Raw genomic sequence first — 26,241 nt, forward strand, 5'->3', positions numbered from 1 at the left:
ATGGGAAGCATGGTCGAATTCGCGAGCAACGGCAGCACGGCAGGGGGCTACCTGGCGACACCCGAGGGTGGCAGCGGTCCCGGCGTGATCGTCGTGCAGGAGTGGTGGGGTCTCGACTCGGGGATCAAGGAGATGGCCGATCGGCTCGCCGCGGCCGGGTTCGTCGCCTTGGCCCCCGATCTGTACCACGGCGAGCTCGCCGAGCACACCGAGATGGACAGGGCCGGCGAGCTGATGACCGCGTTGCCGCCCGACCGCGCCGGACGCGACATGAGCGGGGCGGTCGACTTCCTGGCCGACCACGAGTCGACGACCGGCGCCGGCATCGGCGTGATGGGCTTCTGCATGGGCGGCCTGCTGACGTTCGTGCTGGCGTCGATGCGGCCCGACAAGATCAAGGCGGCGGTGCCCTTCTACGGCTTCCCGCAGGGCGACGATCAGCCCGACTACGGCCAGATCAGCGCTGCGATCCAGGGCCACATGGCCGAGAACGACGACTTCTTCCCACCCGACGCGGCGCGGGCGCTCGAGGCGCAGCTCCGCGACATGGGCAAGGACGTGACGCTCACGGTCCACGCCGGCACCGGCCATGCCTTCATGGCGCCGCACAACGCCCTCGGCACCCTCGACGAGGCGAAGGCGGCCGAGATCTGGCCGCAGGCGACGGCGTTCCTGCACGAGCATCTCGGCTGATGCCGGGACGTCGCGAGCCGGTCGTCGACGAGTGGTTCGCGGCCAAGCAGCATCCACTCGAACCGATCATGCAGCGGGTCCGCGACCTCATCCTCGACGCCGACGACCGGGTCGAGGAGTCGATCAAGTGGCAGACGCCGACGTTCTCGTTCGAGGGCAACATCGCCAGCTTCAACCCGGCCAAGCGGTTCGTCAGCCTCCTGTTCCACACCGGCGCCACCATCGACGGCGACTTCCCCCGGCTCGAGGGCGGCGGCAAGCAGGTCCGAATCATGCGCTTCCACGACCTCGACGAGGTGGCTGCAGGCGGTGACGAGCTGCAGGCCGTGATCCGCGCCTGGTGCGAACAGCGGGCCTGACGTGGCGACCGCCGTCCCCTTCCCAGCGACGCAGCCCGACGGCTACGAGTGGCTGGACGACGAGCCGGTGTTCGAACCCGCACGCCACCTGCAGATCGAACCGCCCGCCGGGACGAGGTCGCTCGCCGACCTCGGCTACGACGACGCCGAGATCGCCGGCGTCGCCACACCGGTTGCGGTATCCGAGCCCTTCCGGGTCCTCAGCGACGAGGGGGCCGCGGTCATGCTCGAGACGTGCCGCCGCCTGCGAGCCTTCACCCGCCGCGCCGGCAACCGAATCGAGAACACGGTGCGAGGCGGCTGCTACCGCTCGCGGTTCCTCCGCGACCTGTGCATCGAACCAGCGGTCACCGAGGCGATGGCCGAGATCTACGGGGTCGAGGTGGCGCCGCACACGATGCCGGTCCACCTGGGTCATCTCAACTACGAGCCGAGCAACGTCGACGAGGCGGTCGACAAGTGGCACCACGACACGATCCCGCTCGACTACGTGATGATGGTCTCCGACCCGGCGGCGTTGCCGGGCGGGCGATTCGAGTACTTCGCCGGCACCAAGCACGAGGTGGCGGCGCTGGCAGCCCGTGGTGAACGCCCGCCGGCCGATCGGGTCGTCGCCCCCCACTTCCCCGGGCCGGGCCATGCGATCGCCCTCCACGGCGACATGGTCGTCCACCGCGCCGCAGCCCTCACCGGCCCGGCCGAACGGATCACGATGGTCAACGCATACGTGGCGTGCGACCGGTCGCGTCTGGACCAGTCGCGGTCCCGCGACCTGATCGGCATCGACGATCCGACGACGCTCTACGGCGAGTGGAGCCGGCACGTCGCCTGGCGCGCCGAGGGGCGCCTCGCGCAGCTGCGGGCGACGCTCGGCCACGGTGTCACGCGCGACCAGGCGATCGATGCGCTGACGAGGGCGATCGAGGACGTCAACGAAGCGATCGACGACATGCGGGCCGGCGTGCGCGAGGCCGAGCACTACGAACGCTGAGCTGTGGCCCACTTCTGGGAGACTGGACGGCATGGACCCGATTCACGGCTGCATCGACCGCTGGCACCAGCACATCCGCGGCGAGCTCGAGGGCGGGCTCGACGCACTGCTGCGCGAGGACTGCGTGTTCCTCTCCCCCATCGTGTTCACGCCCCAGGAGGGTCGTGAGATCACGAAGCTCTACCTCAAGGCCGCGGGCAGCACACTGGCCGACGTCGACCCGCACACCGAGCAGGCCACGATGGGCGCGAGCGGGAAGTTCCGCTACACGACCGAGATCCTCCAGGGCCATCACGCGATGCTCGAGTTCGAGACCGAGATCGAGGGCAAGTACGCCAATGGCGTCGACATCATCACCTGCGACGACGACGGGATGATCGTCGAGTTCAAGGTGATGATCCGCCCGCTGCAGGCGATCAACGCCGTCCACGCCCAGATGAAGGCGATGCTCGAACACCTCGCGACGTAGGCGGCCAGCCTGCGGGCCGGATCAGCCGGCCCGGCGGATCGGCTCGAGCGCGGTGACGTACTCGGCCAAGCGGTGGGCGACCTCGATCGCCTCGTCGGGGTCATCCGGGTCGTCGCCGTCGGGTGCCTCCCAGACCTCGGAGATCCGCCGCCAGACGTCGGAGCCGATGAACTCCCCGGCTTCGGCCTCGTCGCCGAGCGCCTTCCGCCAGCGCCGCTCGCTGCCGAGCAGCCGCTGGAGCACCTCGTCGTTCGGCCCCGGCTTCGGGTACTCGCTGTGGAAGCCGATCTCGAGCATCACCTCGCCGTCGACGCGGATCAGCTGCGCCTCGTAGTGCTCGCGGTTGGCGCCGTCGTACCAGACCTTGAGGCCGCGCTTGTGGGCGAACGAGTGCAGCTCGCCGTCGACGTCGCCGGCTAGACCCTCGAACACGTCGAGCACCTGGTCGAAGAACGAGCGCTGCACCGAACCGACGCTAGAGGCTGACCCGCCGCTCGCTACCGTCCGGCCCGTGGACAAGATCGTCGTGGACGAGATCGTGGCGCTGGCCCGTCGGGAGGGCTTCTCGGGGGTGGTGCACGCTCGTCGCGGCGACGAGGTGCTCGTGCGCGAGGCGTTCGGGCTCGCCGACCGCGCGCACGAGATCCCCAACGAGGTCGCGAACCGGTTCGGCATCGCCAGCGGCGCCAAGGGCTTCACGGCGCTGACGGTCATGTCGCTGGTCGAGGACGGTGGGCTGACGCTGGCGACGACGGCGCGTGAGGTGCTCGACGACGACCTGCCGCTGATCGACGGGCGTGTCACCGTCGAGCACCTGCTCGCCCACCGATCGGGCATCGGCGACTACTTCGACGAGGAGGCGCACGACGACATCGCCGACTACGCGATGCCGGTGCCGGTGCACCGGCTCGCCGGCACCGAGGACTACCTCCCGATCCTCGACGGCTACCCGCAGGTGTTCGAACCGGGCAGCCGGTTCGCCTACAACAACGGCGGGTACGTGGTGCTCGCAGTCATCGCGCAGCGGGTGGCGGGGCAACGATTCGAGGATCTCGTCGTCGAGCGCGTCTGCGCGCCGGCCGGGCTGGCCTCGACGTCGTATCTCCGCTACGACCAGCTGCCGGGCAACACGGCGATCGGCTACGTCGACGACGGGCTGCGCGCCAACACGCTGCACCTGCCGGTGCTCGGGAGCGGCGACGGCGGCATGTTCTCGACCGCCGCCGACATCGACCGCTTCTGGTCGGCGCTGCACGCAGGTCGGATCGTGTCGCCCGGTGCCGTCGCCGAGATGACGCGTCCGCGCAGCGACGTGCCGCAGGAGTCGATGCGCTACGGCATGGGGTTCTGGTTGCACGCCACGGGGCCGGCCGTGTCGCTCGAGGGCTACGACGCGGGCGTGTCGTTCCGCACCGTGCACGAGCCGACAACCGACACCACCCACACCGTGCTCTCGAACACCTCCGAAGGCGCCTGGCCGATCACCAAGGCACTCGACCGCGCCCTGCTGTCGTGACGATGAGCGACAGGTCCGGCTATGCGTGCTCGGTTGGAGGCGGACGGTGAGCTCTTCGTGCGGTCCAATCGCCCACCAGGTTCAGATAGCCGGGAACGAACTCGTCGGCTCCTGATGCTCGCATCCGATGGTCTCCATCAGGGAAGACGATGATGGTCGCATCGACGTTGCCGGCGTCGACGAGCGCGACGCCGGATTGCTCGGCGCCTCGCCACGGCGGCAGCAAGGGGTCGCGGCCGCCGTAGGTGGCGAGGAACGGGCACTCGATGCGGCTCAGCGATGAGACGGGATCGAAGGGCTCGCTGACGAGCAGCGTCAGGTGCCGCCAGTCGTCGGCGTCCTCGACGGCTTGGAAGCTCCCGTACCACGATCGATGGCGTGCCGGTGCGAGCCACCGCTCTGAGATCGACTCGAAGTCGTCCCCGTCGGCGGCCGCTCGGTGGAGTCCCCGGGGCGAGCGCGAGGGCGTCTCCGACATCTCGGTCGCCGTGGTCGTGGTCGCGCAACGTGTGTTCGACGTCGTAGAGGATCTGGTCCTGCACGCCGATCGTGGGAGCCGAACTGGCGATCGCGAATGCGAGCTCGATCGGTCTGCCGGCGAGCATCTGCACCAGCCATCCACCTTGGCTGTGGCCCCAGATCCCAACTCGTTCGGGATCGACGGCCGCATGGTTCCGAGTCAGATCGAGGGCTGCGACGGTCTGGTCCGCTCGTCCGGCGAGGCCGTAGTGACGCCAGTCGCCGGTCGACGCGCCACACCCCGGCTTGTCGAACGCGAACGTCGCGATGCCGCGATCGAGGAACGTCCGGCGGATCGGTTCGAAGTAGCCGCCCGAGTCCCGATCGGCCGGGCCGGAGCCCTGGGCCATCACCACCGCAGGATGCGGCCCGGCTCCCGAGGGGAGGTGAAGTGATCCGGCCAGAGCGAGTCCGCCCCAGGCAAACTGAATGTCGATCTGTTCAGGCGTCGCCACGGCAGGTGCTCCGAGCTCGAGGGCCAAGCTGCACACGATCCTGGCGCCTCGCACCGTGCCCGAGCGACACGGACAATCCGCCCCGCAGCCGGCGATCCCCCATCACCGTCGCACGCGACGGGTCGGGCCGTGTCGCTCGAGGGCTACGACGTCGACGTCCCGTTCCGGACGGTCAACGACCTCACAAACGACACGACCCACGCCGTGCTCTCGAACACGTCCGGGGCGCCCGGCCGACCACGAGAGGCTCTCGACCAGTTGGTGACCTGGCGAGGCGATCGGGTGCCAGCGGGCTCGAACGGCTCATGGGCACCGCAGGGGATACTCTGAAGCCACCGGCAGCGAGTGAACGAGATGAGCGGTAGCACCAACGAAGAGAGCGATGACGCCGTGCACCCCGAGCGAGAGGGTCCGGTGGACGAGTCGCCGCGCCGCATCCTGTACTGGTGGCACGTCCCCGAGCGGCCGGGAACCGGCAATGCGATGCTGCTCTTCGCCGCCGTCTGGCTGGTGACGCTCGTCGCACTGGCCGTCATCATCCGTTTGATCTTCAACGCCGTGGGCTGACTCGTGCCGCGCGTCGGCCTTGCACCGGAACGCGACGCCGTCGCAGCTGCGCCAGCCCGTCCATCGGTCGAGAGCGGGCGATGAGATACTCACGTCATGGGAAGCTCGGCGCAGGCTCGCGGCAGCGACGTCTTCGTCAGTTACGCCCGCGCTGACGTCGAAGCGGTGACGCTGCTCGCCTCCGATCTGAGGCAGCATGGCTGGACGGTGTGGATGGATGACCGGATCGCCATCGGATCCGAGTTCGAGATCGACATCGAGCGCGAGCTCGACAACGCGAAGTGCGTCGTCGTCGTGTGGTCGAATGCCTCCGTGGCGTCGAAGTGGGTCAGGGCCGAAGCCGCTGCGGCTGACGACCAAGGCAAGCTCGTGCCAGTCCGACTCGCGTCGGACGTGAGCCCACCAATCCGATTCCGCCAGCTGAACACGGCGACGATCGTTTCCGGTGAGCCGATCGAGCGTGATGGGGCGTCTGGCGGATTGCTCGCGGAGATCGGACGCCTGACGGGCAGGCTTCCCGCCGGCATCGACGCAACGCAGATCGACCGAGGTGCGACGAGGTCCTCAGGGGCGCGGAGAGTCACGTCCGGCACCTGGCGAGTGACGGTTCGGTTCCTCGGCACCAAGGCGCGGTACGACCTCGATCTCCGGCCGAACGGGACGGCCACCGGCAAGGGCTCCTGGCTGGTCTCACGGGCGAAACTCGCCGGTCGCTGGAGCTACGACATCGCCAGCCAACTCTTGCTCCTCCAGCTCTCGGGAGGTATCAGCGACGGGACCGAGGCCATCGAGGTGAGGATCATCGAGTGGATCGACGACAACTCGGCGAGGTGCGAGTTCGACAACAGGAGAGCCAAGCTCGAACGAATCGTTGGTTGACCCTGGGAAGCGTCGATCCCGACGGAACGATCCGGAGGCTCGATGAGTGACCGGCGGGCCATGGGGCCAACTGTCTCTGAGTTGACAACTCTGGTCGTCAACTCGCGCTGGTTGGTGTCGGTCGTGACCATCGAGGTCGACAACTGTCGGCAATCCTCCCCAGCCGTGAGACGCGCTATACGCGATACCCGATCGTCCTGAGCAGCTCGAGGCGGGCGGAGACGTCGTCGTCGGTCTCGACGCCGAGCGGGGGTTCGCCGTCGACCACGCCGACGATGCCGCGGCCCGCGTCGGTCACCGCCACCAGCACTTCGAGCGGGTTGGCGGTCGCACAGATGATGCGGCAGACCTCGGGGATCGTGCGCACGTCGTTCATCACGTTGACCGGGTAGCCGTCGCGCAGGAACACGACGAAGCAGTGACCCGACGCGATCGCCAGGACGGCGGCGACTGCGGCGTCGACCAGCTCGTCGTCGTTGCCCGAGCGGCGGACCAGCCGCGGCCCCGAGGCCTCACTGAACGCCGCGCCGAAGCGGAGGCTCGGCGACGACCCGGCGAGCCGCTCGTGGAGGTCGACGATCGTCTTGATGAAGTGGGCCTGCCCGACGATCACGTTCGCGTCGGTCGGAATGTCGATGGGGACGGCTTCGAGTTCCATGCCCCCATCCTGAACGCGTCAGGGCGCGCCGTCGAGCAGGCCCGTCAACCCGGTCGGCTCGTGCGGCCCGATGACGAGCTGCTCGACGACGCCGACACCGGTGCGGTCGCCCCACCGCGCCCGCGACAGGGCCTGGATGTGGATCATCGTCGGGTCCGCCGGATTCACGTCGTCGAGGGCGATCTCGTCGCGCGTCGACTCGTCGGGCCCGATCCAACTGCCGTGGCGCCACACCGGGTGCTGGTAGCCGATGCCCGACATCTGGAACCGGAGGAACGGCTCGTAGGCGATCTCGACCGCATCGCCGCCCCACACGCCGAGCCGCGTCGTCAGCCGCTCGGCCCAGCGGGTGCCGGGCTGCCAGTGCAGATCGAACGTCGCCGACTCGCCGCGCTGGACCCGACCTGGATCGATCGGATGGTCATCCTCACCCAGCACCGGCACGACCGCGCCGCTCTGGTGCCAGGCCCGGCCGTCCGACTCGTGGTTGACCGCGACGTAAGTGCAGGCGTCCGCGAAGACCGTCGGCGCCCACAGCCAGAAGAACTGCGGCACCGACGGCGGGCCGGGCGGGCGCTCGCCCACCGGCCGGACACCCCACGACCGGTCGCGGGTGCCGACCACCGGCGCCAGCGCGTCGATGTCGACGCGGTCGCCGTCGACGTCGATCCAGCCCTGCCACCGCCCGAACTGGGTCAGCCGCGTGTAGTCGAACACCGTCCGGTGCCCGCTCTGATGGACGAACCGGGGCTCCTCGATGACCGGCGAGTGCGCGGTCATCGTCAGGTCGGCGGCGACGCCGTGCCGGTCGTCGACGACGATCCGGTGCCGGCGCATCGGCTCGACGATCTCGACCTGCACGGGCCCGACGGTCGTCGCCGTGCGATCGCCGGGGCACGCCCGCGACGCCCGCACGTTGTACTGGACGCCGTGGCGTACGACGCTGAACGCCGCATCCATCACGCCGCGGTTGGGATACACGCCGCAGGCGACTGCGAAGAACACCGCCCCGTCGCGGTCGTAGCCGTTGAAGAAGAACCGGTCGTACGCGTTCGGCGAGTCGGTGGCGACGTGGCTCATGGGTTGCGACGTCTGGTGGAGCGGGTAGTCGTCGAGCGGGTGGATCACGGGTGGCTCCTCACAGCTGGTCGATCAGGTCGAGATCGCACATCTGGGCAGCGTGGCGCTCGGCCATCACGGCGAACATCTCGTCCCCACGCTCGGTCTGCTCGACGACCTGCGAGGCCAGCACCGCCATCAGGTAGCCGCTCGCCGACCCCAGCACGTAGCCCTCCCACACGTCGTCGTCGGCGATGCTCACACCGGCGCTGCGCAGCCCGGCGGCGTACCGCCCGACCAGGTCGCGCTCAGCGGCCGCCCGCTGGTCGGGAAGCAGGCCCGCCCCGCAGAAGTAGGCGACGTCGGCCGGGCCGGTGCCGACCGTCACGGTCTGCCAGTCGACGATCGTGACCCGCGAGTCGCCACCGTGCCCACCATCGCCCCCACCGAACAGCATGTTGTCGAGGCGGTAGTCACCGTGGGTGACGCACCAGGCGGCGTGCGACGCAGCCCACTCGACGATGCGGTCGGTCAGCCGGCCGTACCGCTCGATCAGCGCCGCACCGAGATCGACGTCGTCGGATGTCAACCGGCCCGAGAACCGCTCGGCGAATCCGGGATACGTCCCCTGCAACATCGCCGTGAGGAACGCCGTCCGGTCCGCGCCGGGGAAGCCGAGCCAGCCGAGGCGCCGGTACTCCTCGACCCGCCCCCACGTCGGGGCATGGAGCCCCACCGCCTCGTCGACGGCCAGCACGGCCTCGTCGACCGAACAGCCACCGAGCTGGTCACCCGGCTCTGCGGGCGCGACGTCCTCCATCAGCAACACGAAGTCGTGCGTCGCCGGCTCCCAGCCGACGTGCAGGGCCTGCGGGGTGCGGATCGTGACGTCCTGCTGGAGATCGCGATAGAAGCCGACCTCGCGCTGGTACGTGCCGATGTCGACCGCCGTCGACCGGCTGACCTCGCTCGGCGACGGGAACTTGCCGACGACGCTGGCGGGACGGTCGGCGTCGTCGCCGGCATCACCGTCGGACCAGGCCAGGTCGAAGCGCACGTTCTCGCCGACCTGGCCCGTCCCGATCGACCGTGAGCCGACCGCCACGATCTCGGCCCCGAGTCCCACACCGGCCGCATGGAGCGCTTCGGTCAACCAGGCCGCATCGATGTCGGTCGCGGCACGGATCGGCTCGGACGGACCACCCACGGCAGCGAGCCTGGCACACCGCGGCGATCAGATCGCCGCCGGGCCGCGGTTCGGACCGAGCGCGAACAGCAGCGCCGCCACCGGCACGGCGCCGAGCACGACCAGCGCCGGCGGGTAGGACCCGAGCGACTCCTCGACCAGCGTCAGCACGACGGGGCCGATCGCCGACGCGCCCACACCGAACAGCGTCAGCGCACCCTGGATCGAGCCGAGGTGCCCGGTGCCGAACCACGTCGGCTGGAGCGTGATCGCCGCCGTTCGCACCGCGCCGCCCGCAGCGCCGAGCACGACGGCGTACGCCAGCGCGACCACGCCCGGCGCCGCCACCGCGCCGAGGAGTTGCGCACCGAGCAGCAGGACCATCGACACCGCCGGCAGGTACCGCGTGCCGATGCGATCGGCCACGTACCCGATCGCCAGGCCGGCGATGGTCGACCCGAGCACCTGCGGGACGAACAGCGCCGCGGCCGCCGTCTCGGAGAGACCGGCGTCACCGAGCAGGTCGATCTGGTGGAAGTTCATCGCCGTCGACATCATCCCCGCTGCCCCCGTGACGGCGGCCAGCATCCAGAACGACGCGGTGCGCATCGCCGCGCCCCGATCGTGCCCCGATCCGGCCGGCTCGGCCGACCCGCGGCGCCCCGTCGGGAGATCGCGCAGACCGAACAGCGCCATCGGCACGACGACCGCCACGACGACGAGCGCAGCGAGCAGCCAGGCCTGCCGCCAGCCGACCGCAGCGATCACGACCGCCAGCACGACCGGCACCAGGGCCATCAGGCCACCCGACACCGTCGTGAAGAGCCCGACGGCCGTGCCGCGCCGGCGCTCGAACCGGATCTGCACCGTGACGGTGGCGGCCAGCGAGAGCGACCCCTGCCCGAGGAAGCGGATGCCGGCGAAGCCGACCGCCAGCCAGACCAGGCCGTTGACGAGCGACATGTTCACCAACGCCACGCCGAACGCCAGCCCGATCGCGACCTGTGCGACACGCACGCCGCGACGGTCGATGAACCGACCGACGAACGGGAGGAGCGAAGCGCCGACGAGCGTGCCGACCATGTAGGCCCCACTCACCTCGGACCGGCTGAGCCCGAGATCGTCGACGAAGTGGTCGATGAACACCGACACCCCGATCGTCTGCCCGGGCCCGGTGAGCGCCGCCGCCAGGATCGCGAGGCCGAGCACGAGCCAGGCGGGCCGGGGACGGGAGCGGCTCGTCAAGCGCGCAACGGTAGCGCTGCCGTCTGCGAGATCCGGAGGCGTCAGACAGCCATCGGTGACGTCGAACGCACGAGGAGGTAGCCGTCCTCGAGGCGCGGCGGCACGAGCTCGACGCCCGGCGGAGGGCTCCCGAGACAACGCAGACGGCCGTCGGCCTGCTTCCAGGACGCCCGGATGTCGGGCGGCGGGAAGCCGTCCTGCACCCAGGTGCACCCGTCCGCACGCGCCGCGAGCTGGGCCGGCGTGCCGTCGAAGCGGATCGCTCCCTCGTCGAGCACGACGACGCGGTCGCACATCGCCGCCTCGTCGGTCAGATGGGTCGAGATCACGATGGTCATGTCGTGGCGGCGCTCGCCGAGGATCTCGCGCAGGCGGAGCCGCTCGTCGGGGTCGAGGCCGGCGGCCGGCTCGTCGAGCACCAGCAGCGTGGGCGCTCCGAGCAGCGCACCGGCCAGGCCCAGCCGGCGCTGCATGCCGCCGGAGAGCTCCTCGGTCTTGTCCCCGGCACGGTCACGCAGACCGACGCGATCGAGCACGTCGAAGACCATCCGGCGCCTGGTCCGTTCCTCCCGGTGCTCCTTGAGCACGGCGAGGTGGTCGAGCGCGTCGAACACCCGCGTGCCGCGGGCGAACCCGACATCCTGCGGAAGGTAGCCGAGTCGTCGCCGGATCTCGCGATGCTCACGCTCGTGGCCGGGGTCGAGACCGTCGACGCGAACGCTCCCATGGTTGACACCGAGCACGGTCGCGAGACAGCGCAGCAGCGTCGTCTTGCCCGCACCGTTCGGCCCGAGGACTGCCAGCTGGCCGCCCTGCGCCATCAGGTCGAGGCCGGCCAGCACCGTCCGCTTCCCGAACGTGCGCGTGATCGCGTCGAGATGGACGTGGGCCGGCATCACGCGGTCAGCTCCAGGTGATCGAAGTGGTCGCGTCGCAGCACCACGACGCCGGCCGCGGCGACCGCGATCGACAGCGCGACGACCTGGCCGATGGCCCCGAACGCCGCCAACTGGTCGTTGGCCGCGGCCTGGGCGATGAGCACCCCGACCAGCCAGAGCGTCCCGACGAGCGCGGTCGCCCGGCGCGGCGAGAGCACGGTCATCGCCGCCACGCTCGACGTCGTCAGCGCGACGCCGGGCAGCATCCACGCCGCAGCCGTCCAGCCGACGTTGGCGCTCAGCAACGAGAGCGCGCCGATCAGCACGATCGAGACGACCAGGACGGTGGCAGCCCGCAGCGCGAGCAGCCGGATGCCCCGCATCGGGGCGGCGAGGTGTGCCTCGTAGGACGGATCGGCGGCCGTGCCGTACGAGAGCGCGACGCCCAGCACCGGCACGAGCGGCGCCAGCACGAGCAGGGCGAACAGGCTGTCGGGATCGCTGCCGTCGGCGTTGCCCAGCCCGACGAGCACGGCGACGCCGAGCGACGCGAACCATGCCCGGCGCAGCGCCGGCGAGGCGACGATGAGGCGGGTCACGTTGGACGACATGCCGACACGGCGCAGCACGCGCTCGACGAACGACGGTCGGGGCGCATCGAGCTCGGCGGTGATCGCCCGCCAGTTGCGGTCGATGCGGGCCTGGTCGACGACGGGAAGGGTCATGACAGTGCCTCCTGGAGCGTGTGGCGGGCTCGCATGAGTCGGGTCTTCACGGTGCCCTGCGGCACCCCGAGCAGGTGGGCGGCCTCTTTGGTGCTGAGACCGTCGATGGCGGTGGCGACGAGGACGGCGCGCAGGTCGTCGGGCAGCGCCTGCACGGCGGGCCCGACGCTCCCGTACGCGCCGCTGCCGAGCACTGCCTCGTCGATCGAATGGTGGTCGGTCAGGTCGGCGACGATCGTCGCCGGATCCACCGGCGCTGCCTTCCTCTTGCGCAGCTGGTCGATCAAGCGGCGGATTGCGATCCCCCACAGCCACGCGCCGACATCGCCCTCGCTGCGGTACTTCTTGGCCGACTTCCACACCGCGAGGAACGTGTCCTGGACGGCGATGTCGGTGAGGTCGGGGTCGCCGCAGCGCGACTGCAGTCGGGCGGTCAGCCACTCGGCGTGGCGGCGATAGAGGAGCTCCAGCGCGACGCGGTCACCGCTGGCAACACGTGCCACCAGGGCGCGGTCTTCGCCTGGATCATCCAACACACCCATCCTGTCGTGTCGGAGTGCTCGAACGGTTCATGCCGGCCGCCGGGAGAAGTTGTACCGGACGCCGCCGCGCTGAGAGCAGCAGCGGCGTCCGGCCAACGGGACGACGCTTCCGCCTTGCGTCGGCCACCAGATAGATCGTCGGGAGGGGCTCCGATCTTGAGCGTTTTCCGCCTGGTCAGGGGACACTTGAGCGTTTCCAGAGACCTCTGCCTCTGGTGCGCGCGCTCGGCCCCGGCGCATCCTTGACGATGTACGCAGCGCGCCGATTCCGCTGGGCCGAAAGGAGCCTCCGATGCGCGTCATGACTGCGATCATCTGTGCCGGAACACTCCTCGTGACCGGGGCGTGCGGCGGGGACGACGAGGGCGACGAGCCCGCCGGCTCCGTCCCCGTGGTGGAGGCCATCGACGACGCGCCGAGCGGCGAGTTCACGTTGGTCGGCCTCCTGTTCGACGACGGCGGCGGCCTGGTCATGTGCGACGCGCTGGCCGAGTCGTTCCCGCCCCAGTGCCCCGGCGAGCGCGTGGTCATCGCCAACCCCGACGCCGTGACGGCCGACTTCACCGAGGCCGAGGGCGTCCGGTGGACCGACAGCCCGGCGTCGCTGCGTGGCACGCTCGTCGACGGCGAGTTCCAAGTGGCCGGCTGAGAGCTCGCCGCGACCCGCTCATCCGTGCGCGACCTGCGCCAGGCCTCACCGGTCAGGCGACCGGGAGCCCGAGGCCGCGGGCGATGACCAGGCGCTGGATCTCGCTCGTGCCCTCGCCGATCTCGAGGATCTTCGCATCGCGGTAGAACCGCGCCATCGGCGTCTCCTCCATGAACCCCATGCCGCCGAGCACCTGGGTGCCGACCCGCACGGCGTCCATGGCGGCTTCGGTCGAGTAGAGCTTCGCCATCGCCGCCGCCTGGCCGATCGGGCGACCCTGATCCTTCAGCCAGGCCGCCTTGTAGGTCAGGTTGTGGGCGTTCTCGACCTGCACCGCCAGGTCGGACAGTTGGAAGGCGAGCCCCTGGTTGCGTCCGATCGGCCCGCCGAAGGCCTGCCGCTCCTTGGCGTACTCGACCGACATCTCGAGCGCCGCGCGGGCACACCCGAGTGCCAGGGCCGAGATGGCGATGCGGCCGTCGTCGAGGATCGTGAGGAAGTTGCGGAAGCCGTCGCCTGGCTTGCCGAGCAGGTTGGCGTCGGGCACGCGGCAATCGTCGAGGGTGATGCCGTGGGTGTCGGAGGCGTGCCAGCCGAGCTTGTGGTACGCCGGCTCGATGATCATCCCGGGTGTGCCGGCCGGCACGACGAACGCCGAGATGCCGTCCTCGGTGCGCGCCGTCACGGTCGTCAACGACGTGATCTCGGTACCGCAGTTCGTGATGAACGCCTTGGACCCGTTGATCACCCAGCTGTCGCCGTCGAGGAAGGCCTTCGTCTTGGTGGCGCCGGCGTCGGAGCCGCCGTCGGGCTCGGTCAGGCCGAACCCGCCGAGCGCCGTGCCCGCGACGAGGTCGGGCAGCCACTGCGCCTTCTGGTCCTCGTTGCCGAACTGGTAGATCGGGTTGGCGCCGAGGCCCACGCCGGCCGACAGCGTGATGCCCATCGACTGGTCGACGCGACCGAGCTCTTCGATGGCGACGCACAGAGATGCGAAGTCGCCGCCGGCGCCGCCGTACTCCTCGGGGAAGACGATGCCGAACAGGCCGAGCTCGCCCATCTGCCTGACGACGTCGACCGGGAAGTGGTGGTCGAGGTCCCACTGGGCGGCGTGTGGCGCGATCTCGCCCTCGGCGAAGTCGCGGACGGTGGCGCGGAGCATCTCGTGCTCGTCGGTCAGCTCCCAGCTCATGCCGACCACCTTAACGCAGACTAAGGTCGCTGTCGACCCTCGGCCGGCACCCTCACCCGGCGCGCCGCGGCGGGAGTCCCCCTCGGCGGAACTGCTTGTTCGCGTACATCCGGCGATCGGCGCCGGCGAGCATCGCCGCCGGTGGCGGGTAGTCGCCGTCGAACAGCCGCACCCCGCACGACACGTCGGGAAGGCCGGGGTCGTCGAGGACGCGCCCGACGACGGCCTCGATGATCTGTGCGTCGGCACGCTCGACCACGATCGCGAACTCGTCGCCGCCGAGCCGACCGAACGCATCGCTGGCGCGCAGGTGCCTCGACACGCGGTCGGTGAAGCGGCGGATGAGCGCGTCGCCGGCAGCGTGGCCCTGCTCGTCGTTGACCTGCTTCAGGCCGTCGAGGTCGAGATACACGACCCCGATCGGCGTCGCGCGCCGCACCGCTCGACGGCGGGCGGTGGTGAGCGCGTCGAGGAAGCCGCGCCGCGACAACACCCCGGTCATGGCATCGACCCGAGACGAGTCGACCAGCTCGTCGATCCCACGCCTGACGGCGGCGGTGAGCAAGGCGAGCGAGACGAACAGGAGCGCCAGCAACGCCGCGTTCGCGATCACGATGGCCCACGTCTCACCGTCGCGAGAGGACGCCCCGACGGCGAAGGCGGCGAGTGCCGCCACCGCGGCGGCGAGCAGGCCCCAATCGTGGGACACGAACCAGGCAGCAGCCATCACGCACAGCGCGTAGGGCAGGGTCAGCAGCAACCCGGACGGCGCCGCGACGTCGACGGCCACCACGGAGACGAGCGCGAGCAGCACGACGGCGCCGCGCTGGGCCGGGGGCACGCGGTCGGACCGTTCGGTCAGGTCGAGCAGGACGTCGTACAGCATCGTCGCCCCGACCCTATGGGCTGCGGCGGCCGCGACCGGGCCAATCGCGTCCGGGCCGATCGTGTCGGGCCTACGGGCGCTGGATGGTGACGATGGGCTGGTCGAGGCCGACCTGGGCGCCGGCGGGGACGTGCACGACGTCGACGATGCCGTCGAAGGGGGCGGCGAGCGTGTGCTCCATCTTCATCGCCTCGACGGCGGCGACCGCGGCGCCGGCAGTGATCGACTGGCCGACCTCGACGGCGACGTCGATCACCGTGCCCGGCATCGGGCTGCGCACGATCCCGTCTGCGTGGGCGGCGGACGGGTCGGCGCCGGCGCCGCGCTGCTCGACCTCGGTGATCGCCCAACTCTCGCCACCGACGGCGACGTGGGTCGTCCGGCCGGCTGCGTGCACGTAGGCCGGCTGCGCACGCCCCTCGACGACGATGGTCCGGTCGACACCGTGGCCGCGCACGCTGCAGACGATCGGGGCGGATCCGTCGAGCTCGACCCGCCACGACGGCGCAGCCGCGACGTCACGGTCGGGTGTCGCGAGCACGACGACGCGCCCGCGCCCGGGCACGTCGAACTCGCGGCGCGTCGCTGCCGCCTCACCGTGGCGCCACCCGACCAGCCGTCGCCACGGGTCGCCGGTGTCGGCGAGCGACTCGGACAGCGGCGCGAGCATCACGGCGACGAGCGCCGCGTCGGGCACGCCGTCGCCGCCGAGCTCGGGCAACCGCCGCTCGACGAGGCCGGTGTCGAGCGCGCCGGCGCGGACCTCGGCGTCGGCCAGCAACCGGCGGAGGAAGCCGATGTTGGTCGTGACCCCGAGCACGGCGGTCGAGGCCAGCGCACCATCGAGTCGGTGCAGCGCCTCGGCCCGATCGTTGCCCCAAGCGATCACCTTCGACAGCATCGGGTCGTAGTCGGAACCGATCGAGGAACCCGGCGCGATGCCCGAGTCGACCCGGACGCCCGCACCGACCGCTTCGCGGAGCCCGACGACCGTGCCGCCCGTCGGGAGGAAGCCGCGTTCGGCGTCCTCGGCGTAGACCCGGGCTTCGATCGCGTGCCCGTTCGGTTGCAGGTCGGCCTGGGTGAACGGCAACGCCTCCCCGGCGGCCACCCTGAGCTGCTGCTCGACGAGGTCGACGCCGTAGACCAGCTCGGTCACCGGGTGCTCGACCTGCAGGCGAGTGTTCATCTCCATGAAGAAGAACTCGTCGGGCCGGTCCGCCGACACGATGAACTCGACCGTCCCGGCGCCCCGGTAGCCGCAGGCGCGGGCGGCATCGGTCGCCTGGCGGCCCATCTCGGCGCGCACGACCGGCGTGAGCAGCGGCGAGGGTGCCTCCTCGATGATCTTCTGGTGGCGTCGCTGCAGGCTGCACTCGCGCTCGCCGAGGTGAACGACGTTGCCGTGGCCGTCGGCGAGCACCTGGATCTCGATGTGGCGGGGGTTCGTGACGAACCGTTCGACGAGCAGCGTGTCGTCGCCGAAGGCGCTGGCCGCCTCGCGGCGAGCCGACTCGATCGCGTCCGCGAGCTCGAGGTCGGCCTCGACCAGGCGCATGCCCTTGCCACCGCCCCCCGCCGACGGCTTGAGGAGCACGGGGAACCCGACCTCGCGAGCGGCGTGCACGAGCGCTTCGTCGTCCAGTCCCGTCCCGTCCGAGCCGGGAACGACCGAGACGCCGGCGGCCGCAACGGTCGCCTTCGCTGCGATCTTGTCGCCCATCGCATCGATCGCGCCGGGCGGCGGTCCGATGAACACGACGCCGGCCTCGGCACACGCTCGGGGCAGAGCGGGGTTCTCGGACAGGAAGCCGTAGCCGGGGTGGATCGCCTGCGCGCCCGACGCGAGCGCTGCGTCCACGATCCGGTCGACGCGCAGGTACGAGTCGACCGCGGCCGCGGGACCGATCCTGACCGCGGCGTCCGCGAGCCGCACGTGCAGCGCGTCGGCATCGGCGTCGGAGTACACGGCGACCGAGCGGATGCCGTGCTCGCGCAGCGTGCGCATGACGCGGACCGCGATCTCACCGCGGTTCGCCACGAGCACGGTGTCGAACATCGCCGCCCCCATCACATCCGGAAGACGCCCCAGGCGACGTCGTCGAGCGGCGCCTCGCTCACCGCGGCGAGGGCGAGGCCGAGCACGTCCCTGGTCTGGCCCGGTTCGATCACGCCGTCGTCCCAGAGCCGTGCCGTGGCGTAGTACGGGTGCCCCTGGGTCTCGTACTGCTCGCGAATCGGTGCCTTGAACGCCTCTTCGGCCTCTTCGGACTCGAACTCGCCGCTCACGGTCGCGAGCACCGATGCCGCCTGCTCGCCGCCCATCACCGAGATCCTCGCGTTCGGCCACATCCAGAGGAAGCGAGGTGAGTAGGCCCTGCCGCACATCGAGTAGTTCCCGGCGCCGAACGAGCCGCCGATCACGACGCTGAGCTTGGGGACGCGGCAGGTGGCGACCGCAGTGACCATCTTGGCGCCGTGCTTGGCGATGCCGCCCGCCTCGTAGTCGCGGCCGACCATGAATCCGCTGATGTTCTGGAGGAAGACGAGCGGGATCTTGCGCTGATCGCACAGCTCGATGAAGTGGGCGCCCTTCTGGGCGGACTCGCCGAACAGGATCCCGTTGTTGGCGACGATGCCGACCGGGTGACCCCAGATGTGGGCGAAGCCGGTGACGAGCGTGGTCCCGAACAGTGCCTTGAACTCGTGGAAGCGCGACCCGTCGACGATGCGGGCGATCACCTCGCGCACGTCGTAGGGGTGCCGCGTATCGGTCGACACGACGCCGGTCAGCTGGGAGGGATCGACGCGCGGCGGTTCGGGGTCGACGACGGTCCATTCGGGCTCGGGCGGTGGCGGCAGCGAGGCGACGATGTCGCGCACGATCGACAGCGCGTGTCGATCGTCCTCGGCGAGGTGGTCGACGACGCCGGAGATGTGGCTGTGGACGTAGCCGCCGCCCAGATCCTCGGCCGAGACGACCTCGCCCGTCGCCGCCTTCACCAGCGGCGGTCCGCCGAGGAAGATCGTGCCCTGGTTGCGGACGATGACCGCCTCGTCGGACATCGCCGGCACGTACGCGCCGCCCGCCGTGCACGACCCGAGCACGGCGGCGATCTGCGGGATCGCCTTCGACGACATCTGTGCCTGGTTGTAGAAGATCCTGCCGAAGTGGTCGCGGTCGGGGAAGACCTCGTCCTGTTCGGGCAGGAAGGCCCCACCCGAGTCGACCAGGTAGATGCACGGCAGCCGGTTCTGCAGCGCGATCTCCTGCGCACGGAGGTGCTTCTTGACCGTGATCGGGTGGTAGGTGCCGCCCTTGACGGTGGCGTCGTTCGCGACGATCACGCAGAGGCGGCCCGCCACGCGCCCGATGCCGGTGATGATGCCCGCCGCGGGCACCTGCCCGTCGTACATGCCGTGCGCGGCGAGACCCGAGAGCTCGAGCAGCGGGGCACCGGGGTCGAGCACGCCGTCGACACGCTCACGCGGCAGCAGCTTGCCCCGTGCGACGTGGCGCTCGCGCGAGCGCTCGGGCCCGCCCTTCGCCGTCTCGGCGGTGACCCGGCGGAGGTCCTCGATGATCTCGCCGAACGTCGCCGCGTTCGAGGCGTACTCCTCGCTCGCCGGATCACACGACGACGTCAACACCGGCCACTCGACCACGCAGCGACCTTAACGGAGACTAAGTTCGCTGTCGAGTGTCAGCGAACCGTTCGCAGCTCGCCGCGGCCCATGACCATCCCGGCGAGCAGCGGCATCCAGAGGTCGAGGAGCCGGAACAGCGCCACTGCGACCGCCGCCGCACCCACGCTCGCGCCCGACGCGATCAGCAGCGATGCCGTCGACGCCTCCACGGTGCCGAGACCGCCCGGCACGATCGACACCACCGACGACGCCAGCGCGGTGGCGTACACGGCCAGCGCGCTGACGACCGTGACCGGCAGTCCGACCGCAGCAGCTGCCGCGGCCAACATGAGCGCGCCCAGGCACTTCGAGGCGACGGCGTGCGCGATCAGTCGCACCGAGGCAGCGGGTCGGCGGCGCGCCTCGGCGACCGCGTCGAACAGCTCCTCGGGGAACGGGACGGGATCGGCCATCCGTCGCCGGACGATCGGAAGCCGACGGCCGACGGCATGGCCCCACCCCCACAAGCGTCGCGCCCATGTCCGGCTGCGAACGATCGCCACCGCGCCGACGGCGACCAGCGTTGCGTACACCGCGAAACCCGCCGCAGCGACGAGCCACCACGTCGTGAGCCCGCCCGACAGCCACAGCGCGACGATCGTCGCCAGCATCAGCACGCCGAGCGCGAGGAACGACGCCGCCGCGCTGAGGACGCACGCCGCTGCAACGGCACCGGGCGTGTGGCCGCGGCGCCTGCCGTGCCGGATGAAGATCGCGAGGCCGACCGCACCGGCCGACTTCACGACCTTCTGCGCGCTGAAGCCGACCGCCGCGGTCCGCGTCATCGAAGCGACGCCGGTGTCGAGCCCGACGGCGTGGTGAGCGGCTCGGTTCAACATGCCGCGGTTGACGACGGCGAGCAGCGAGACCGTGAGCCCGACCAGCAACAAGCCCGGATCGGCATGGGCGATGCCCGAGATCGCCGACCGCAACCCATCCTGCTCGGACACGGCGAAGACGGCGAACAGGCCGAGCACGACCGCGACGAGGACATACCGCACGAGCCGTCGACGACGGCGCGGCATCGAGCCTGCGGCGGGAGCTTCGGTTGGGTCGATCGTGGCGGCGGTTGGGTCGGTAGCGGTCATGAAGAGATCCCTCACATTCCGAATCGACAGACACGAGCACGGCCTTGAGCGATCGTCATCCGACGGTCGGAGGGCGAGACGTGTATCAGGAGGACGATCTCGTCCTCTGTGCGGGGCAGGGAGGTACGACATGTACGACAGCGACCCACACACGATCCGGATGCTCGTCGGGGAACGGCAGGCCGAGATGCGGCGTCAGGCCCACCGCCACCGCGTCGGCCGTACCGGGACGAGGTCGGCAGGGACGAGGTCGGCCGTGACGAGCCGCTTCCCCGCCCGAAAGGCCGGTGCGCGCAGCATCGGACGGGTCTGGGAGACCGTTCGCGACGGGTTCGCAGCGATCGCGCACATCCGCCGGGCGCCCCGCCGCGCGCACTGATCCCGCGCACCGATCGGCGGGCCCCGATCCGGGTGGCTACCGTTCGCGCATGGGAGCGATCAACTCTGCAGAAAACGGTCCACTGCTGGTCAACGGCGACGTTCCGCTGGAACGCCGCCGGCAGGTCGAGACCGAGCACGGCGAGCCACTGGCCTGGGAGACCACCCAGCGCGTCGAGACGAAGGATCGGTACGCCCTGTGCCGTTGCGGCGGCTCGGCCAACAAGCCCTTCTGCGACGGGACGCACGCTCGCGAGGGCTTCGTGGCCGACGAGGGCGACACCGGGTCGTACGCCGACCGTTCGACCGATCTCGGCGGCACCGGCATCACCGTTCGCGACGATCGGTCGATCTGCGAGCACGCCGGCTACTGCGGCAACCAGGTGACCAACGTCTGGAAGGCCGTCGCCGACACGGGCGACGTCAACACCCGCACGATGGTGATCGGCATGATCGACAAGTGCCCGTCGGGCGCGCTGACCTATGAGATCGACGGCGAGAGCCGCGAGCCGATCCTGCCCGAAGCCATCGGCGTGATCGACGACGGCCCGCTCTGGGTGACCGGTGGGATCAGCATCACGCTCGCCGATGGCACGCAGCTCGAGACCCGCAATCGCGTCACGCTCTGCCGGTGCGGCCAGTCGGCGAACAAGCCGCTCTGCGACGGGAGCCACAAGGAGGCCGGCTTCCGCGACAGCGGCGGCTGAGGGCGGCCGCCTTCGACACGACCCGTCAGGCCGTCTGGAAGAACCCGAGACCGATCGTCTGGTTGCCGCTCTCCTCGAGGACGAGCACCTCGACCTCGTAGACCGAGCCGCGCCGGAGGAAGTCGGGTGGGACCGGCAGCGAGGTCGCGTCGGCGCCGACGTGCACGTCGTAGATCGGGCGCGAGTTGCCGTGCGGATCCTCGTAGTCGTCGAGCGTGACGATCACCTCGTAGCCGGTCACGGTCACCGGGTCGCCGAAGATGGTCTCGGTCACCGGCTCCCATGCGACGACGACGTCGTCGAGCGGCACGATGGACTCGCTCGCCAGATCCGCCTCGTCGGTGAGTCTGGGGGACGTGATCTGGGGTTCGGCGGGGATGGCGTGGGTGAACCACGCCGTGCTCACCCGGGCGACACCGTCGTACCCGATGCTCGACACCAGGTAGTCGCCTTCCGGGAACCAGGAGCGGACGTCGTCGATCGGCACGTCGGCGTTCTCCGGCTCGCGCGACTCGAAGAGCAGATCCGACACGGCCAACTCGTCGAACGTTCCCAGCGGATCGGCCACCAACATCTCGCCGCCGTCGGGGTAGAAGACGCAGAGCATGCGCCAGGCCTCGCCACCGAGCGCTCCATGCACACCGGTGTCGGCGTCGGTCGCGTTGTGCTCGATGTAGAGCTTGGCGTCTTCGAGCAGTTCCCCCGTCTCCGGGCATGCATCGGCCCCGATCGCTGCCGCGGCCGGTTCGACCGTCGCCACGTCGTTCGTCGACTCCGTCGGAGCCGCCGGTTGCTCGGAGCCACCACATGCAGCGATCGCGAGGAGCGGCACGAGCGTTGCTGCTGCACGCGTTCCCCGGGTCATCGTCGTCGGTGTCATGGAGCGATCGTGCGCTCGAGGGCCTGACGCCGCGCTGAACGCCGCTGACCGCGAGCTGACCCGCCCGCAGCTGCACCGGACCTGAGTCACCATTAAGGTGGCTCGGCATGGTGATGATCGCGATCCGCGACGTCTGCCCGCGCGACGGGCTGCAGAGCGAGGCGCCGGTCGATCCCGCACGGCGGGCGCGCCTCGCGCTCGCGCTCGCACACGCCGGAGTCCGCGAGGTCGAGGCGGCGTCGTTCGTCTCGCCCCGGGCCGTGCCGTCGATGGCCGGCGGTGGGGGCGTGTTCGAGGCACTCCCCCGGGACGGCGACGTCGACTGGTGGGCGCTGGTCCCGAACGCCCGCGGCGCCGAGCTGGCGATCGAAGCAGGTGTCACGCACGTCACGGTGACGATCTCGGCGTCCGAGGGGTACAGCCGGAAGAACGTGGGGCGCACCACGACCGAGGCGATCGCGTCCCTGGCCGAGATCGCGGATGCGGTCGGCGACGACGCTCACCTCGACGTCGTCGTCTCGTGCGCATTCGGCTCGCCGTTCGGCGACGTCGCCGATCCCTCGGCCACATGCCTCATCGCCGAGCGGACGTGCGACGTGATGCCGACTGCGCGGTTGACGCTCGCCGACACCACCGGTACGGCAACCCCGCGGCGCATCGCCGAGGTGATCGCCGCCGTCCCCGAGGTGAGCACGGACGACCTGGGCCTGCACCTCCACGACACGCGGGGGACAGCGCTCGCCAACGCGCTCGCTGCGATCGAGCTCGGCGTCCGGCGATTCGACACCGCGGCCGGCGGTCTCGGGGGCTCGCCGTTCGCTCCCGGCGCAGGCGGCAACCTCGCCACCGAGGACCTCGTGATGACGCTGCACGACCTCGGCCACGAGACCGGCGTCGACCTCGACGCGGTCCTCACGGTGAGCCGCGGGTTGCCGGACCTGGTCGGCCACGACGTGCCGAGCCGGGTGCACGCGGCCGGTGGCCTGCCGCCGTTCGGGGCCGGCGCGTGAGCAGGCGCCGCGACGAGCTGCTCGCGATCGCCGCCGACCTGTTCGCCGAACACGGTTTCGCGAACGTGACCGTCGACGACATCGGCGATGCGGCCGGTGTCAGCGGGCCGGCCCTCTACCACCACTTCGACAGCAAGGAGGCGCTGCTCGGTGAGACGCTGATCGGGATCAGCGAGTACCTGCTCGCCGGCGGGCGCGCCGTGGCCGACGCGGGCGGCGCCGACGTCGTCGAGCGGCTCGTCCGCTTCCATGCCGAGTTCGCCGTCGACGATCGCTCGCTGATCACCGTCCACTTCCGCGATCTGGTGCACGCCACGGCCGGTGACCGCTCGCAGGTCCGCAACCTCCAGGCGCGCTACGTCGCGCTCTGGGCCGACGCGCTCCAGGCGGAGGCCCGCTCGCTCGACCGCGACGCCGCCGAGGCCGCCGTGCACGCCACGTTCGGACTGATCAACTCGACGCCGTTCAGCGCCCGCCTGCCGCGCGAGCAGATGCTCGACCTGCTGTCGTCGATGGCGACGGCGGCCTTGGGAGCGTCGAGATTGCATCAAGGCTGAAGGAATCTCCTTCGCCAAGATCCCACCGTGCGAGACAATCGCTGCCATTTTGGCACGTTCGGTGGCTACTATTGTGGTGAGCGGCTCCCGCACGCTCGTTCGTAACAGACCGGCGCCCTGCCGATTCTGCCTGGGACACTTCGGTCGTGCGGGAGCCGCTTCGGTACCGTCCCGGCCATGCAGGTCGAGACGCATCTCCCGTTCGGCAAGGTCGACCCGGGCATCCGCGAGACCGAGCGGCCGGTCGACATGGCCCGCTTCCACCTCGACGCAGCGCGGGTCGAGGAGCTCGGCTTCGACGGGCTCGTGCTGACCGAGACGAAGGAGGACCCGTTCGTCGCGATGGCGATGGCCGCGACCACGACCGGACGGATCGACCTGACGACGGCGGTGGCCATCGCGTTCCCGCGCAGCCCGACCGTCACCGCGATGACGGCGTGGACACTGCAGCGTGCGAGCGGCGGCCGCTTCGTCCTCGGACTCGGCACCCAGGTGAAGGGCCACATCGAACGGCGCTACGGCATGCCGTGGCATCCCCCCGGGCCGTGGCTCGAGGACTACGTCCGCGCCGTGCAGGCGGTCTGGACCTGTTGGCAGGAGCGCTCCCCCCTCGAGTTCCACAGCGAGCACTACGACCTGACCCTGATGAACCCGCTCTTCGACCCCGGGCCGATCGAGCACCGACGGCCGCCGATCCATCTCGCGTCGGTGAACGCGTTCATGTCGCGGCTCGCCGGGCGCCATGCCGACGGTGTGCGACCCCACCCGATCTGCACGCGCCGGTACATCTCCGAGGTGCTCGTGCCGGCCGTCGCCGCCGGCGCAGACGACGCCGGGCGCGACCCCGGCGAGGTCGCCATGGTCGCGTCACCGCTGATCGTCACCGCTCCGACCGAGGCGGGCCTCGCCGACAAGATCAGCACCGTTCGGTCCAGGATCTCGTTCTATGCGTCGACTCGGACCTACCGCGCCGTGTTCGACCTGCACGGCTGGGGCGACATCGGCGACCACCTGTCGTCGTTGTCCAGGCAGCAGCGCTGGGACGAGATGGAACGCCACGTCACCGACGAGATGGTCCACGAGATCGCCGTCGTGGCACCGTACGACTCGCTCGCCGACGCCGTCGCGAGTCGTTACGAGGGTCTGTGCGATCGCGTCGAGTTCTCGATCCCCGTGGAGACCCCCGACGACGCGGCACTGCTCGCCGGGATGGTGGCCGAGATCCAGGCGCGCTGACCGCGGGCCGACGGCTCAGCCGGCCAGCGCAGCGACGCGCGATTCACCCATCAGGTCGACGAAGTTGTCGTGGTAGAACGCGCGCCGGGCGGCCTCGTTGGCACCGGCCAGCGACCGCTCGAAGCGCTCGATCGGCCGGCGACCGCCCTCGACGTGCGGGTAGTCCGAGGAGAACAGCACCGTCTCGGCTCCCGCCTGCTCGATGATCCAGCCCACGTCCTCGGTTGGGTACGGCGTGAACCGGATCTGGCGGCGAACGTACTCGCTCGGCCGCAGCGACAGGTCCCGAAGTCGCGCTTCGTGGCGCGAGAACGCATCGAACGCCGACTCCATCTGCCGCATCCACGACGGCACCCAGATCGCACCCTGCTCGATCACCCCGATCCGGAGGCGCGGGAAGCGTTCGAGCACACCGTCGAAGATCATCGTCGCCAACGTCTGAGCGGGCGGGCCCGGGATCGCCATGTAGTCGACCGACCGGAAGTTCTCCTCGCCGCCGTGGAAGTCGGGCGGAACCGGCAGCCCGTTGCGGAAGTAGTCCGCGTCGAGCAGCTCGCCCGTTCCCCCGACGTGGAACACGATCGGCACGCCCGCCTCCTCGGCCGCGGCCCACACCCCGTCGAGACCGACGTGGCTCGGCGAGTGCCCCGGTGGGCATCCCGATGCGACCAGCAGCGCGCCGGCGCCCATGCCGATCGCCTCGCGGGCCAGCTCGCCGGCCCGGTCGACGTCGGCGAGCGGTACGTACAGAGTCGACAGCAGGCGATCGTCGACCGCGCAGAACTCCACCATCCCGCGGTTGTGCGCACGGGCCACGCCGACCGCCAGCTCGATGTCGCCCGAGTGCTCCCAGTCGCGTAGCCGCGTGTTGTGGAACGTGTTGAACACCAGCTGGCTGGCGAAGCCGAGCAGGTCGAGTGCCCGCGGCCGGTCGTCGGCGAGGAACGAGCCGGTGGCGGCGAAGTTCTTGCGCAGCATGATCTCGTCGGCCTCGACGGCCGTGTAGTCCGCGCTGCGGTGGCGCTCGGTCAGGCGCCGGAACGCCTCGTCGAGGTCACCGGGGCGGTCGCGGAGGTCCTCGGCCTGCCGGAGCTCGTTGCCACCCGGGTAGCTGAGCGGCTCGATCTGCTCACGGATCGCGGGGTCGGCGTGCTCGCGCAGCCAGTTCGGCGGTTCCATGATGTGCGCGTCCGCATCGTGCACCACCAGACCGGTCGGGTTGTAGGCCAT

The 26,241-nt window shown here is 70.6% G+C and carries 29 protein-coding genes; 13 read left to right on the forward strand and 16 right to left on the reverse strand.

The genetic code is table 11. The annotated features are described in order from the left end of the window. From QNJ12_RS03145 to QNJ12_RS03160, 4 genes are read left to right on the forward strand one after another with little or no spacing between them, the layout of a single operon-like run. Complete coding sequence (locus QNJ12_RS03145; protein WP_300618657.1) at positions 1-693, forward strand: dienelactone hydrolase family protein; 693 nt, start codon at positions 1-3, stop codon at positions 691-693. Beyond that, positions 693-1,052 carry a DUF1801 domain-containing protein gene (locus QNJ12_RS03150; RefSeq protein ID WP_300618659.1) on the forward strand — a complete coding sequence of 120 codons (360 nt, stop codon included), beginning with the start codon at positions 693-695 and terminating at the stop codon, positions 1,050-1,052. Before QNJ12_RS03145 ends, QNJ12_RS03150 begins: the two co-directional genes overlap by 1 nt. A 1-nt stretch (position 1,053) precedes the next feature. Next, complete coding sequence (locus tag QNJ12_RS03155; RefSeq protein WP_300618661.1) at positions 1,054-2,043, forward strand: hypothetical protein; 990 nt, start codon at positions 1,054-1,056, stop codon at positions 2,041-2,043. 31 nt (positions 2,044-2,074) lie between these two features. Further along, the gene (locus QNJ12_RS03160; RefSeq protein ID WP_300618663.1) at positions 2,075-2,512 is read left to right on the forward strand and encodes a nuclear transport factor 2 family protein; all 438 of its coding nucleotides are present in this window, start codon (positions 2,075-2,077) and stop codon (positions 2,510-2,512) included. Positions 2,513-2,533: 21 nt separating this feature from the next. Here QNJ12_RS03160 and QNJ12_RS03165 read toward each other — a convergent pair whose 3' ends face one another. Continuing rightward, positions 2,534-2,977: a hypothetical protein gene (locus QNJ12_RS03165; protein ID WP_300618665.1), complete on the reverse strand. Its 444-nt coding sequence runs from the start codon at positions 2,975-2,977 to the stop codon at positions 2,534-2,536. Between the two features lie 46 nt (positions 2,978-3,023). On the opposite strand from QNJ12_RS03165, the gene QNJ12_RS03170 reads away from it, so the two are divergent. After that, positions 3,024-4,028 carry a serine hydrolase gene (locus QNJ12_RS03170; RefSeq protein WP_300618667.1) on the forward strand — a complete coding sequence of 335 codons (1,005 nt, stop codon included), beginning with the start codon at positions 3,024-3,026 and terminating at the stop codon, positions 4,026-4,028. Positions 4,029-4,165: 137 nt separating this feature from the next. On the opposite strand, the gene QNJ12_RS23670 is transcribed toward QNJ12_RS03170, so the two are convergent. Next, entirely contained in the window at positions 4,166-5,056 is an 891-nt protein-coding gene (locus QNJ12_RS23670) for an alpha/beta hydrolase family protein (RefSeq protein WP_367281743.1), read from the reverse strand. A gap of 300 nt (positions 5,057-5,356) precedes the next feature. On the opposite strand from QNJ12_RS23670, the gene QNJ12_RS03180 reads away from it, so the two are divergent. After that, positions 5,357-5,569 carry a hypothetical protein gene (locus tag QNJ12_RS03180; RefSeq protein ID WP_300618671.1) on the forward strand — a complete coding sequence of 71 codons (213 nt, stop codon included), beginning with the start codon at positions 5,357-5,359 and terminating at the stop codon, positions 5,567-5,569. A gap of 96 nt (positions 5,570-5,665) precedes the next feature. Beyond that, positions 5,666-6,448: a toll/interleukin-1 receptor domain-containing protein gene (locus QNJ12_RS03185; RefSeq protein ID WP_300618673.1), complete on the forward strand. Its 783-nt coding sequence runs from the start codon at positions 5,666-5,668 to the stop codon at positions 6,446-6,448. A gap of 175 nt (positions 6,449-6,623) precedes the next feature. Here the strand turns inward: QNJ12_RS03185 and QNJ12_RS03190 are convergent, their stop codons facing one another. Genes QNJ12_RS03190 through QNJ12_RS03220 form a run of 7 tightly spaced genes read right to left on the reverse strand, consistent with a single transcriptional unit; the run spans position 6,624 to position 12,732 of the window. Continuing rightward, positions 6,624-7,106 carry an adenosine-specific kinase gene (locus QNJ12_RS03190; RefSeq protein WP_300618675.1) on the reverse strand — a complete coding sequence of 161 codons (483 nt, stop codon included), beginning with the start codon at positions 7,104-7,106 and terminating at the stop codon, positions 6,624-6,626. Positions 7,107-7,124: 18 nt separating this feature from the next. After that, on the reverse strand, positions 7,125-8,234 hold the full coding sequence (locus QNJ12_RS03195; protein ID WP_300618677.1) for a hypothetical protein: 1,110 nt from the start codon (positions 8,232-8,234) through the stop codon (positions 7,125-7,127). A gap of 10 nt (positions 8,235-8,244) precedes the next feature. After that, positions 8,245-9,372, reverse strand: coding sequence for a phosphotransferase (locus tag QNJ12_RS03200; protein WP_300618679.1), 1,128 nt, complete (start codon positions 9,370-9,372; stop codon positions 8,245-8,247). A 27-nt stretch (positions 9,373-9,399) separates the two neighbouring features. Beyond that, complete coding sequence (locus tag QNJ12_RS03205) at positions 9,400-10,734, reverse strand: MFS transporter (protein WP_367281744.1); 1,335 nt, start codon at positions 10,732-10,734, stop codon at positions 9,400-9,402. Next, positions 10,638-11,492: an ABC transporter ATP-binding protein gene (locus QNJ12_RS03210; protein WP_300618683.1), complete on the reverse strand. Its 855-nt coding sequence runs from the start codon at positions 11,490-11,492 to the stop codon at positions 10,638-10,640. Before QNJ12_RS03210 ends, QNJ12_RS03205 begins: the two co-directional genes overlap by 97 nt. Then, positions 11,492-12,199 (reverse strand): hypothetical protein, encoded by a 708-nt coding sequence (locus QNJ12_RS03215; protein WP_300618685.1) that lies wholly within the window; start codon positions 12,197-12,199, stop codon positions 11,492-11,494. The genes QNJ12_RS03210 and QNJ12_RS03215 overlap by 1 nt, the downstream gene beginning before the upstream one ends. After that, the gene (locus tag QNJ12_RS03220) at positions 12,196-12,732 is read right to left on the reverse strand and encodes an RNA polymerase sigma factor (protein ID WP_300618687.1); all 537 of its coding nucleotides are present in this window, start codon (positions 12,730-12,732) and stop codon (positions 12,196-12,198) included. Before QNJ12_RS03220 ends, QNJ12_RS03215 begins: the two co-directional genes overlap by 4 nt. A 301-nt stretch (positions 12,733-13,033) precedes the next feature. Here QNJ12_RS03220 and QNJ12_RS03225 point away from each other — a divergent pair, with 301 nt between their 5' ends. Then, complete coding sequence (locus tag QNJ12_RS03225; RefSeq protein WP_300618689.1) at positions 13,034-13,390, forward strand: hypothetical protein; 357 nt, start codon at positions 13,034-13,036, stop codon at positions 13,388-13,390. 52 nt (positions 13,391-13,442) lie between these two features. Here the strand turns inward: QNJ12_RS03225 and QNJ12_RS03230 are convergent, their stop codons facing one another. From QNJ12_RS03230 to QNJ12_RS03250, 5 genes are all read right to left on the reverse strand, one after another. Then, entirely contained in the window at positions 13,443-14,582 is a 1,140-nt protein-coding gene (locus tag QNJ12_RS03230; RefSeq protein ID WP_300618691.1) for an acyl-CoA dehydrogenase family protein, read from the reverse strand. Between the two features lie 52 nt (positions 14,583-14,634). Continuing rightward, complete coding sequence (locus tag QNJ12_RS03235; protein ID WP_300618693.1) at positions 14,635-15,468, reverse strand: GGDEF domain-containing protein; 834 nt, start codon at positions 15,466-15,468, stop codon at positions 14,635-14,637. Positions 15,469-15,538: 70 nt separating this feature from the next. Beyond that, positions 15,539-17,527 carry a biotin carboxylase N-terminal domain-containing protein gene (locus QNJ12_RS03240; RefSeq protein WP_300618708.1) on the reverse strand — a complete coding sequence of 663 codons (1,989 nt, stop codon included), beginning with the start codon at positions 17,525-17,527 and terminating at the stop codon, positions 15,539-15,541. Between the two features lie 11 nt (positions 17,528-17,538). Beyond that, on the reverse strand, positions 17,539-19,134 hold the full coding sequence (locus QNJ12_RS03245) for a carboxyl transferase domain-containing protein (RefSeq protein WP_300618710.1): 1,596 nt from the start codon (positions 19,132-19,134) through the stop codon (positions 17,539-17,541). A 38-nt stretch (positions 19,135-19,172) separates the two neighbouring features. Then, on the reverse strand, positions 19,173-20,156 hold the full coding sequence (locus QNJ12_RS03250) for a lysylphosphatidylglycerol synthase transmembrane domain-containing protein (RefSeq protein WP_300618712.1): 984 nt from the start codon (positions 20,154-20,156) through the stop codon (positions 19,173-19,175). Positions 20,157-20,373: 217 nt separating this feature from the next. Here QNJ12_RS03250 and QNJ12_RS03255 point away from each other — a divergent pair, with 217 nt between their 5' ends. Together QNJ12_RS03255 and QNJ12_RS03260 are read left to right on the forward strand one after the other, a co-directional pair. After that, the gene (locus QNJ12_RS03255; protein ID WP_300618713.1) at positions 20,374-20,622 is read left to right on the forward strand and encodes a hypothetical protein; all 249 of its coding nucleotides are present in this window, start codon (positions 20,374-20,376) and stop codon (positions 20,620-20,622) included. Between the two features lie 49 nt (positions 20,623-20,671). Continuing rightward, positions 20,672-21,328, forward strand: a complete 657-nt coding sequence (locus QNJ12_RS03260; protein ID WP_300618715.1) for a CDGSH iron-sulfur domain-containing protein — start codon at positions 20,672-20,674, stop codon at positions 21,326-21,328. A gap of 25 nt (positions 21,329-21,353) precedes the next feature. Here QNJ12_RS03260 and QNJ12_RS03265 read toward each other — a convergent pair whose 3' ends face one another. Next, positions 21,354-22,208, reverse strand: a complete 855-nt coding sequence (locus QNJ12_RS03265) for a hypothetical protein (protein ID WP_300618717.1) — start codon at positions 22,206-22,208, stop codon at positions 21,354-21,356. Between the two features lie 107 nt (positions 22,209-22,315). Between QNJ12_RS03265 and QNJ12_RS03270 the strand changes: the two genes are divergently transcribed. The 3 genes from QNJ12_RS03270 to QNJ12_RS03280 all read left to right on the forward strand — a co-directional run bounded on the left by QNJ12_RS03270 (position 22,316) and on the right by QNJ12_RS03280 (position 25,011). Next, positions 22,316-23,218, forward strand: coding sequence for a hydroxymethylglutaryl-CoA lyase (locus QNJ12_RS03270; protein ID WP_300618719.1), 903 nt, complete (start codon positions 22,316-22,318; stop codon positions 23,216-23,218). Further along, entirely contained in the window at positions 23,215-23,775 is a 561-nt protein-coding gene (locus QNJ12_RS03275; protein ID WP_300618721.1) for a TetR/AcrR family transcriptional regulator, read from the forward strand. The genes QNJ12_RS03270 and QNJ12_RS03275 overlap by 4 nt, the downstream gene beginning before the upstream one ends. Before the next feature lie 177 nt (positions 23,776-23,952). Then, positions 23,953-25,011: a TIGR03617 family F420-dependent LLM class oxidoreductase gene (locus QNJ12_RS03280; RefSeq protein WP_300618724.1), complete on the forward strand. Its 1,059-nt coding sequence runs from the start codon at positions 23,953-23,955 to the stop codon at positions 25,009-25,011. Positions 25,012-25,026: 15 nt separating this feature from the next. Here the strand turns inward: QNJ12_RS03280 and QNJ12_RS03285 are convergent, their stop codons facing one another. Continuing rightward, a complete protein-coding gene (locus QNJ12_RS03285) occupies positions 25,027-26,241 on the reverse strand; it encodes an amidohydrolase family protein (RefSeq protein WP_300618727.1) in 1,215 nt (404 codons plus the stop codon).

The sequence above is a fragment of the Ilumatobacter sp. genome, from assembly GCF_030065885.1.
Taxonomy (GTDB): Bacteria; Actinomycetota; Acidimicrobiia; order Acidimicrobiales; family Ilumatobacteraceae; genus Ilumatobacter.

Excerpts from the sequence above, each read along its gene's own strand:
- QNJ12_RS03265 (WP_300618717.1), bottom strand. The coding sequence starts at position 22,208 with ATGACACCGACGACGATGACCCGGGGAACGCGTGCAGCAGCAACGCTC.
- QNJ12_RS03160 (WP_300618663.1), top strand. The coding sequence starts at position 2,075 with ATGGACCCGATTCACGGCTGCATCGACCGCTGGCACCAGCACATCCGC.
- QNJ12_RS03285 (WP_300618727.1), bottom strand. The coding sequence starts at position 26,241 with ATGGCCTACAACCCGACCGGTCTGGTGGTGCACGATGCGGACGCGCAC.
- QNJ12_RS03150 (WP_300618659.1), top strand. The coding sequence starts at position 693 with ATGCCGGGACGTCGCGAGCCGGTCGTCGACGAGTGGTTCGCGGCCAAG.
- QNJ12_RS03210 (WP_300618683.1), bottom strand. The coding sequence starts at position 11,492 with ATGCCGGCCCACGTCCATCTCGACGCGATCACGCGCACGTTCGGGAAG.
- QNJ12_RS03225 (WP_300618689.1), top strand. The coding sequence starts at position 13,034 with ATGCGCGTCATGACTGCGATCATCTGTGCCGGAACACTCCTCGTGACC.
- QNJ12_RS03280 (WP_300618724.1), top strand. The coding sequence starts at position 23,953 with ATGCAGGTCGAGACGCATCTCCCGTTCGGCAAGGTCGACCCGGGCATC.
- QNJ12_RS03270 (WP_300618719.1), top strand. The coding sequence starts at position 22,316 with ATGGTGATGATCGCGATCCGCGACGTCTGCCCGCGCGACGGGCTGCAG.
- QNJ12_RS03260 (WP_300618715.1), top strand. The coding sequence starts at position 20,672 with ATGGGAGCGATCAACTCTGCAGAAAACGGTCCACTGCTGGTCAACGGC.
- QNJ12_RS03185 (WP_300618673.1), top strand. The coding sequence starts at position 5,666 with ATGGGAAGCTCGGCGCAGGCTCGCGGCAGCGACGTCTTCGTCAGTTAC.
- QNJ12_RS03180 (WP_300618671.1), top strand. The coding sequence starts at position 5,357 with ATGAGCGGTAGCACCAACGAAGAGAGCGATGACGCCGTGCACCCCGAG.
- QNJ12_RS03240 (WP_300618708.1), bottom strand. The coding sequence starts at position 17,527 with ATGTTCGACACCGTGCTCGTGGCGAACCGCGGTGAGATCGCGGTCCGC.
- QNJ12_RS03230 (WP_300618691.1), bottom strand. The coding sequence starts at position 14,582 with ATGAGCTGGGAGCTGACCGACGAGCACGAGATGCTCCGCGCCACCGTC.
- QNJ12_RS03235 (WP_300618693.1), bottom strand. The coding sequence starts at position 15,468 with ATGCTGTACGACGTCCTGCTCGACCTGACCGAACGGTCCGACCGCGTG.
- QNJ12_RS03145 (WP_300618657.1), top strand. The coding sequence starts at position 1 with ATGGGAAGCATGGTCGAATTCGCGAGCAACGGCAGCACGGCAGGGGGC.
- QNJ12_RS03190 (WP_300618675.1), bottom strand. The coding sequence starts at position 7,106 with ATGGAACTCGAAGCCGTCCCCATCGACATTCCGACCGACGCGAACGTG.
- QNJ12_RS03255 (WP_300618713.1), top strand. The coding sequence starts at position 20,374 with ATGTACGACAGCGACCCACACACGATCCGGATGCTCGTCGGGGAACGG.
- QNJ12_RS03215 (WP_300618685.1), bottom strand. The coding sequence starts at position 12,199 with ATGACCCTTCCCGTCGTCGACCAGGCCCGCATCGACCGCAACTGGCGG.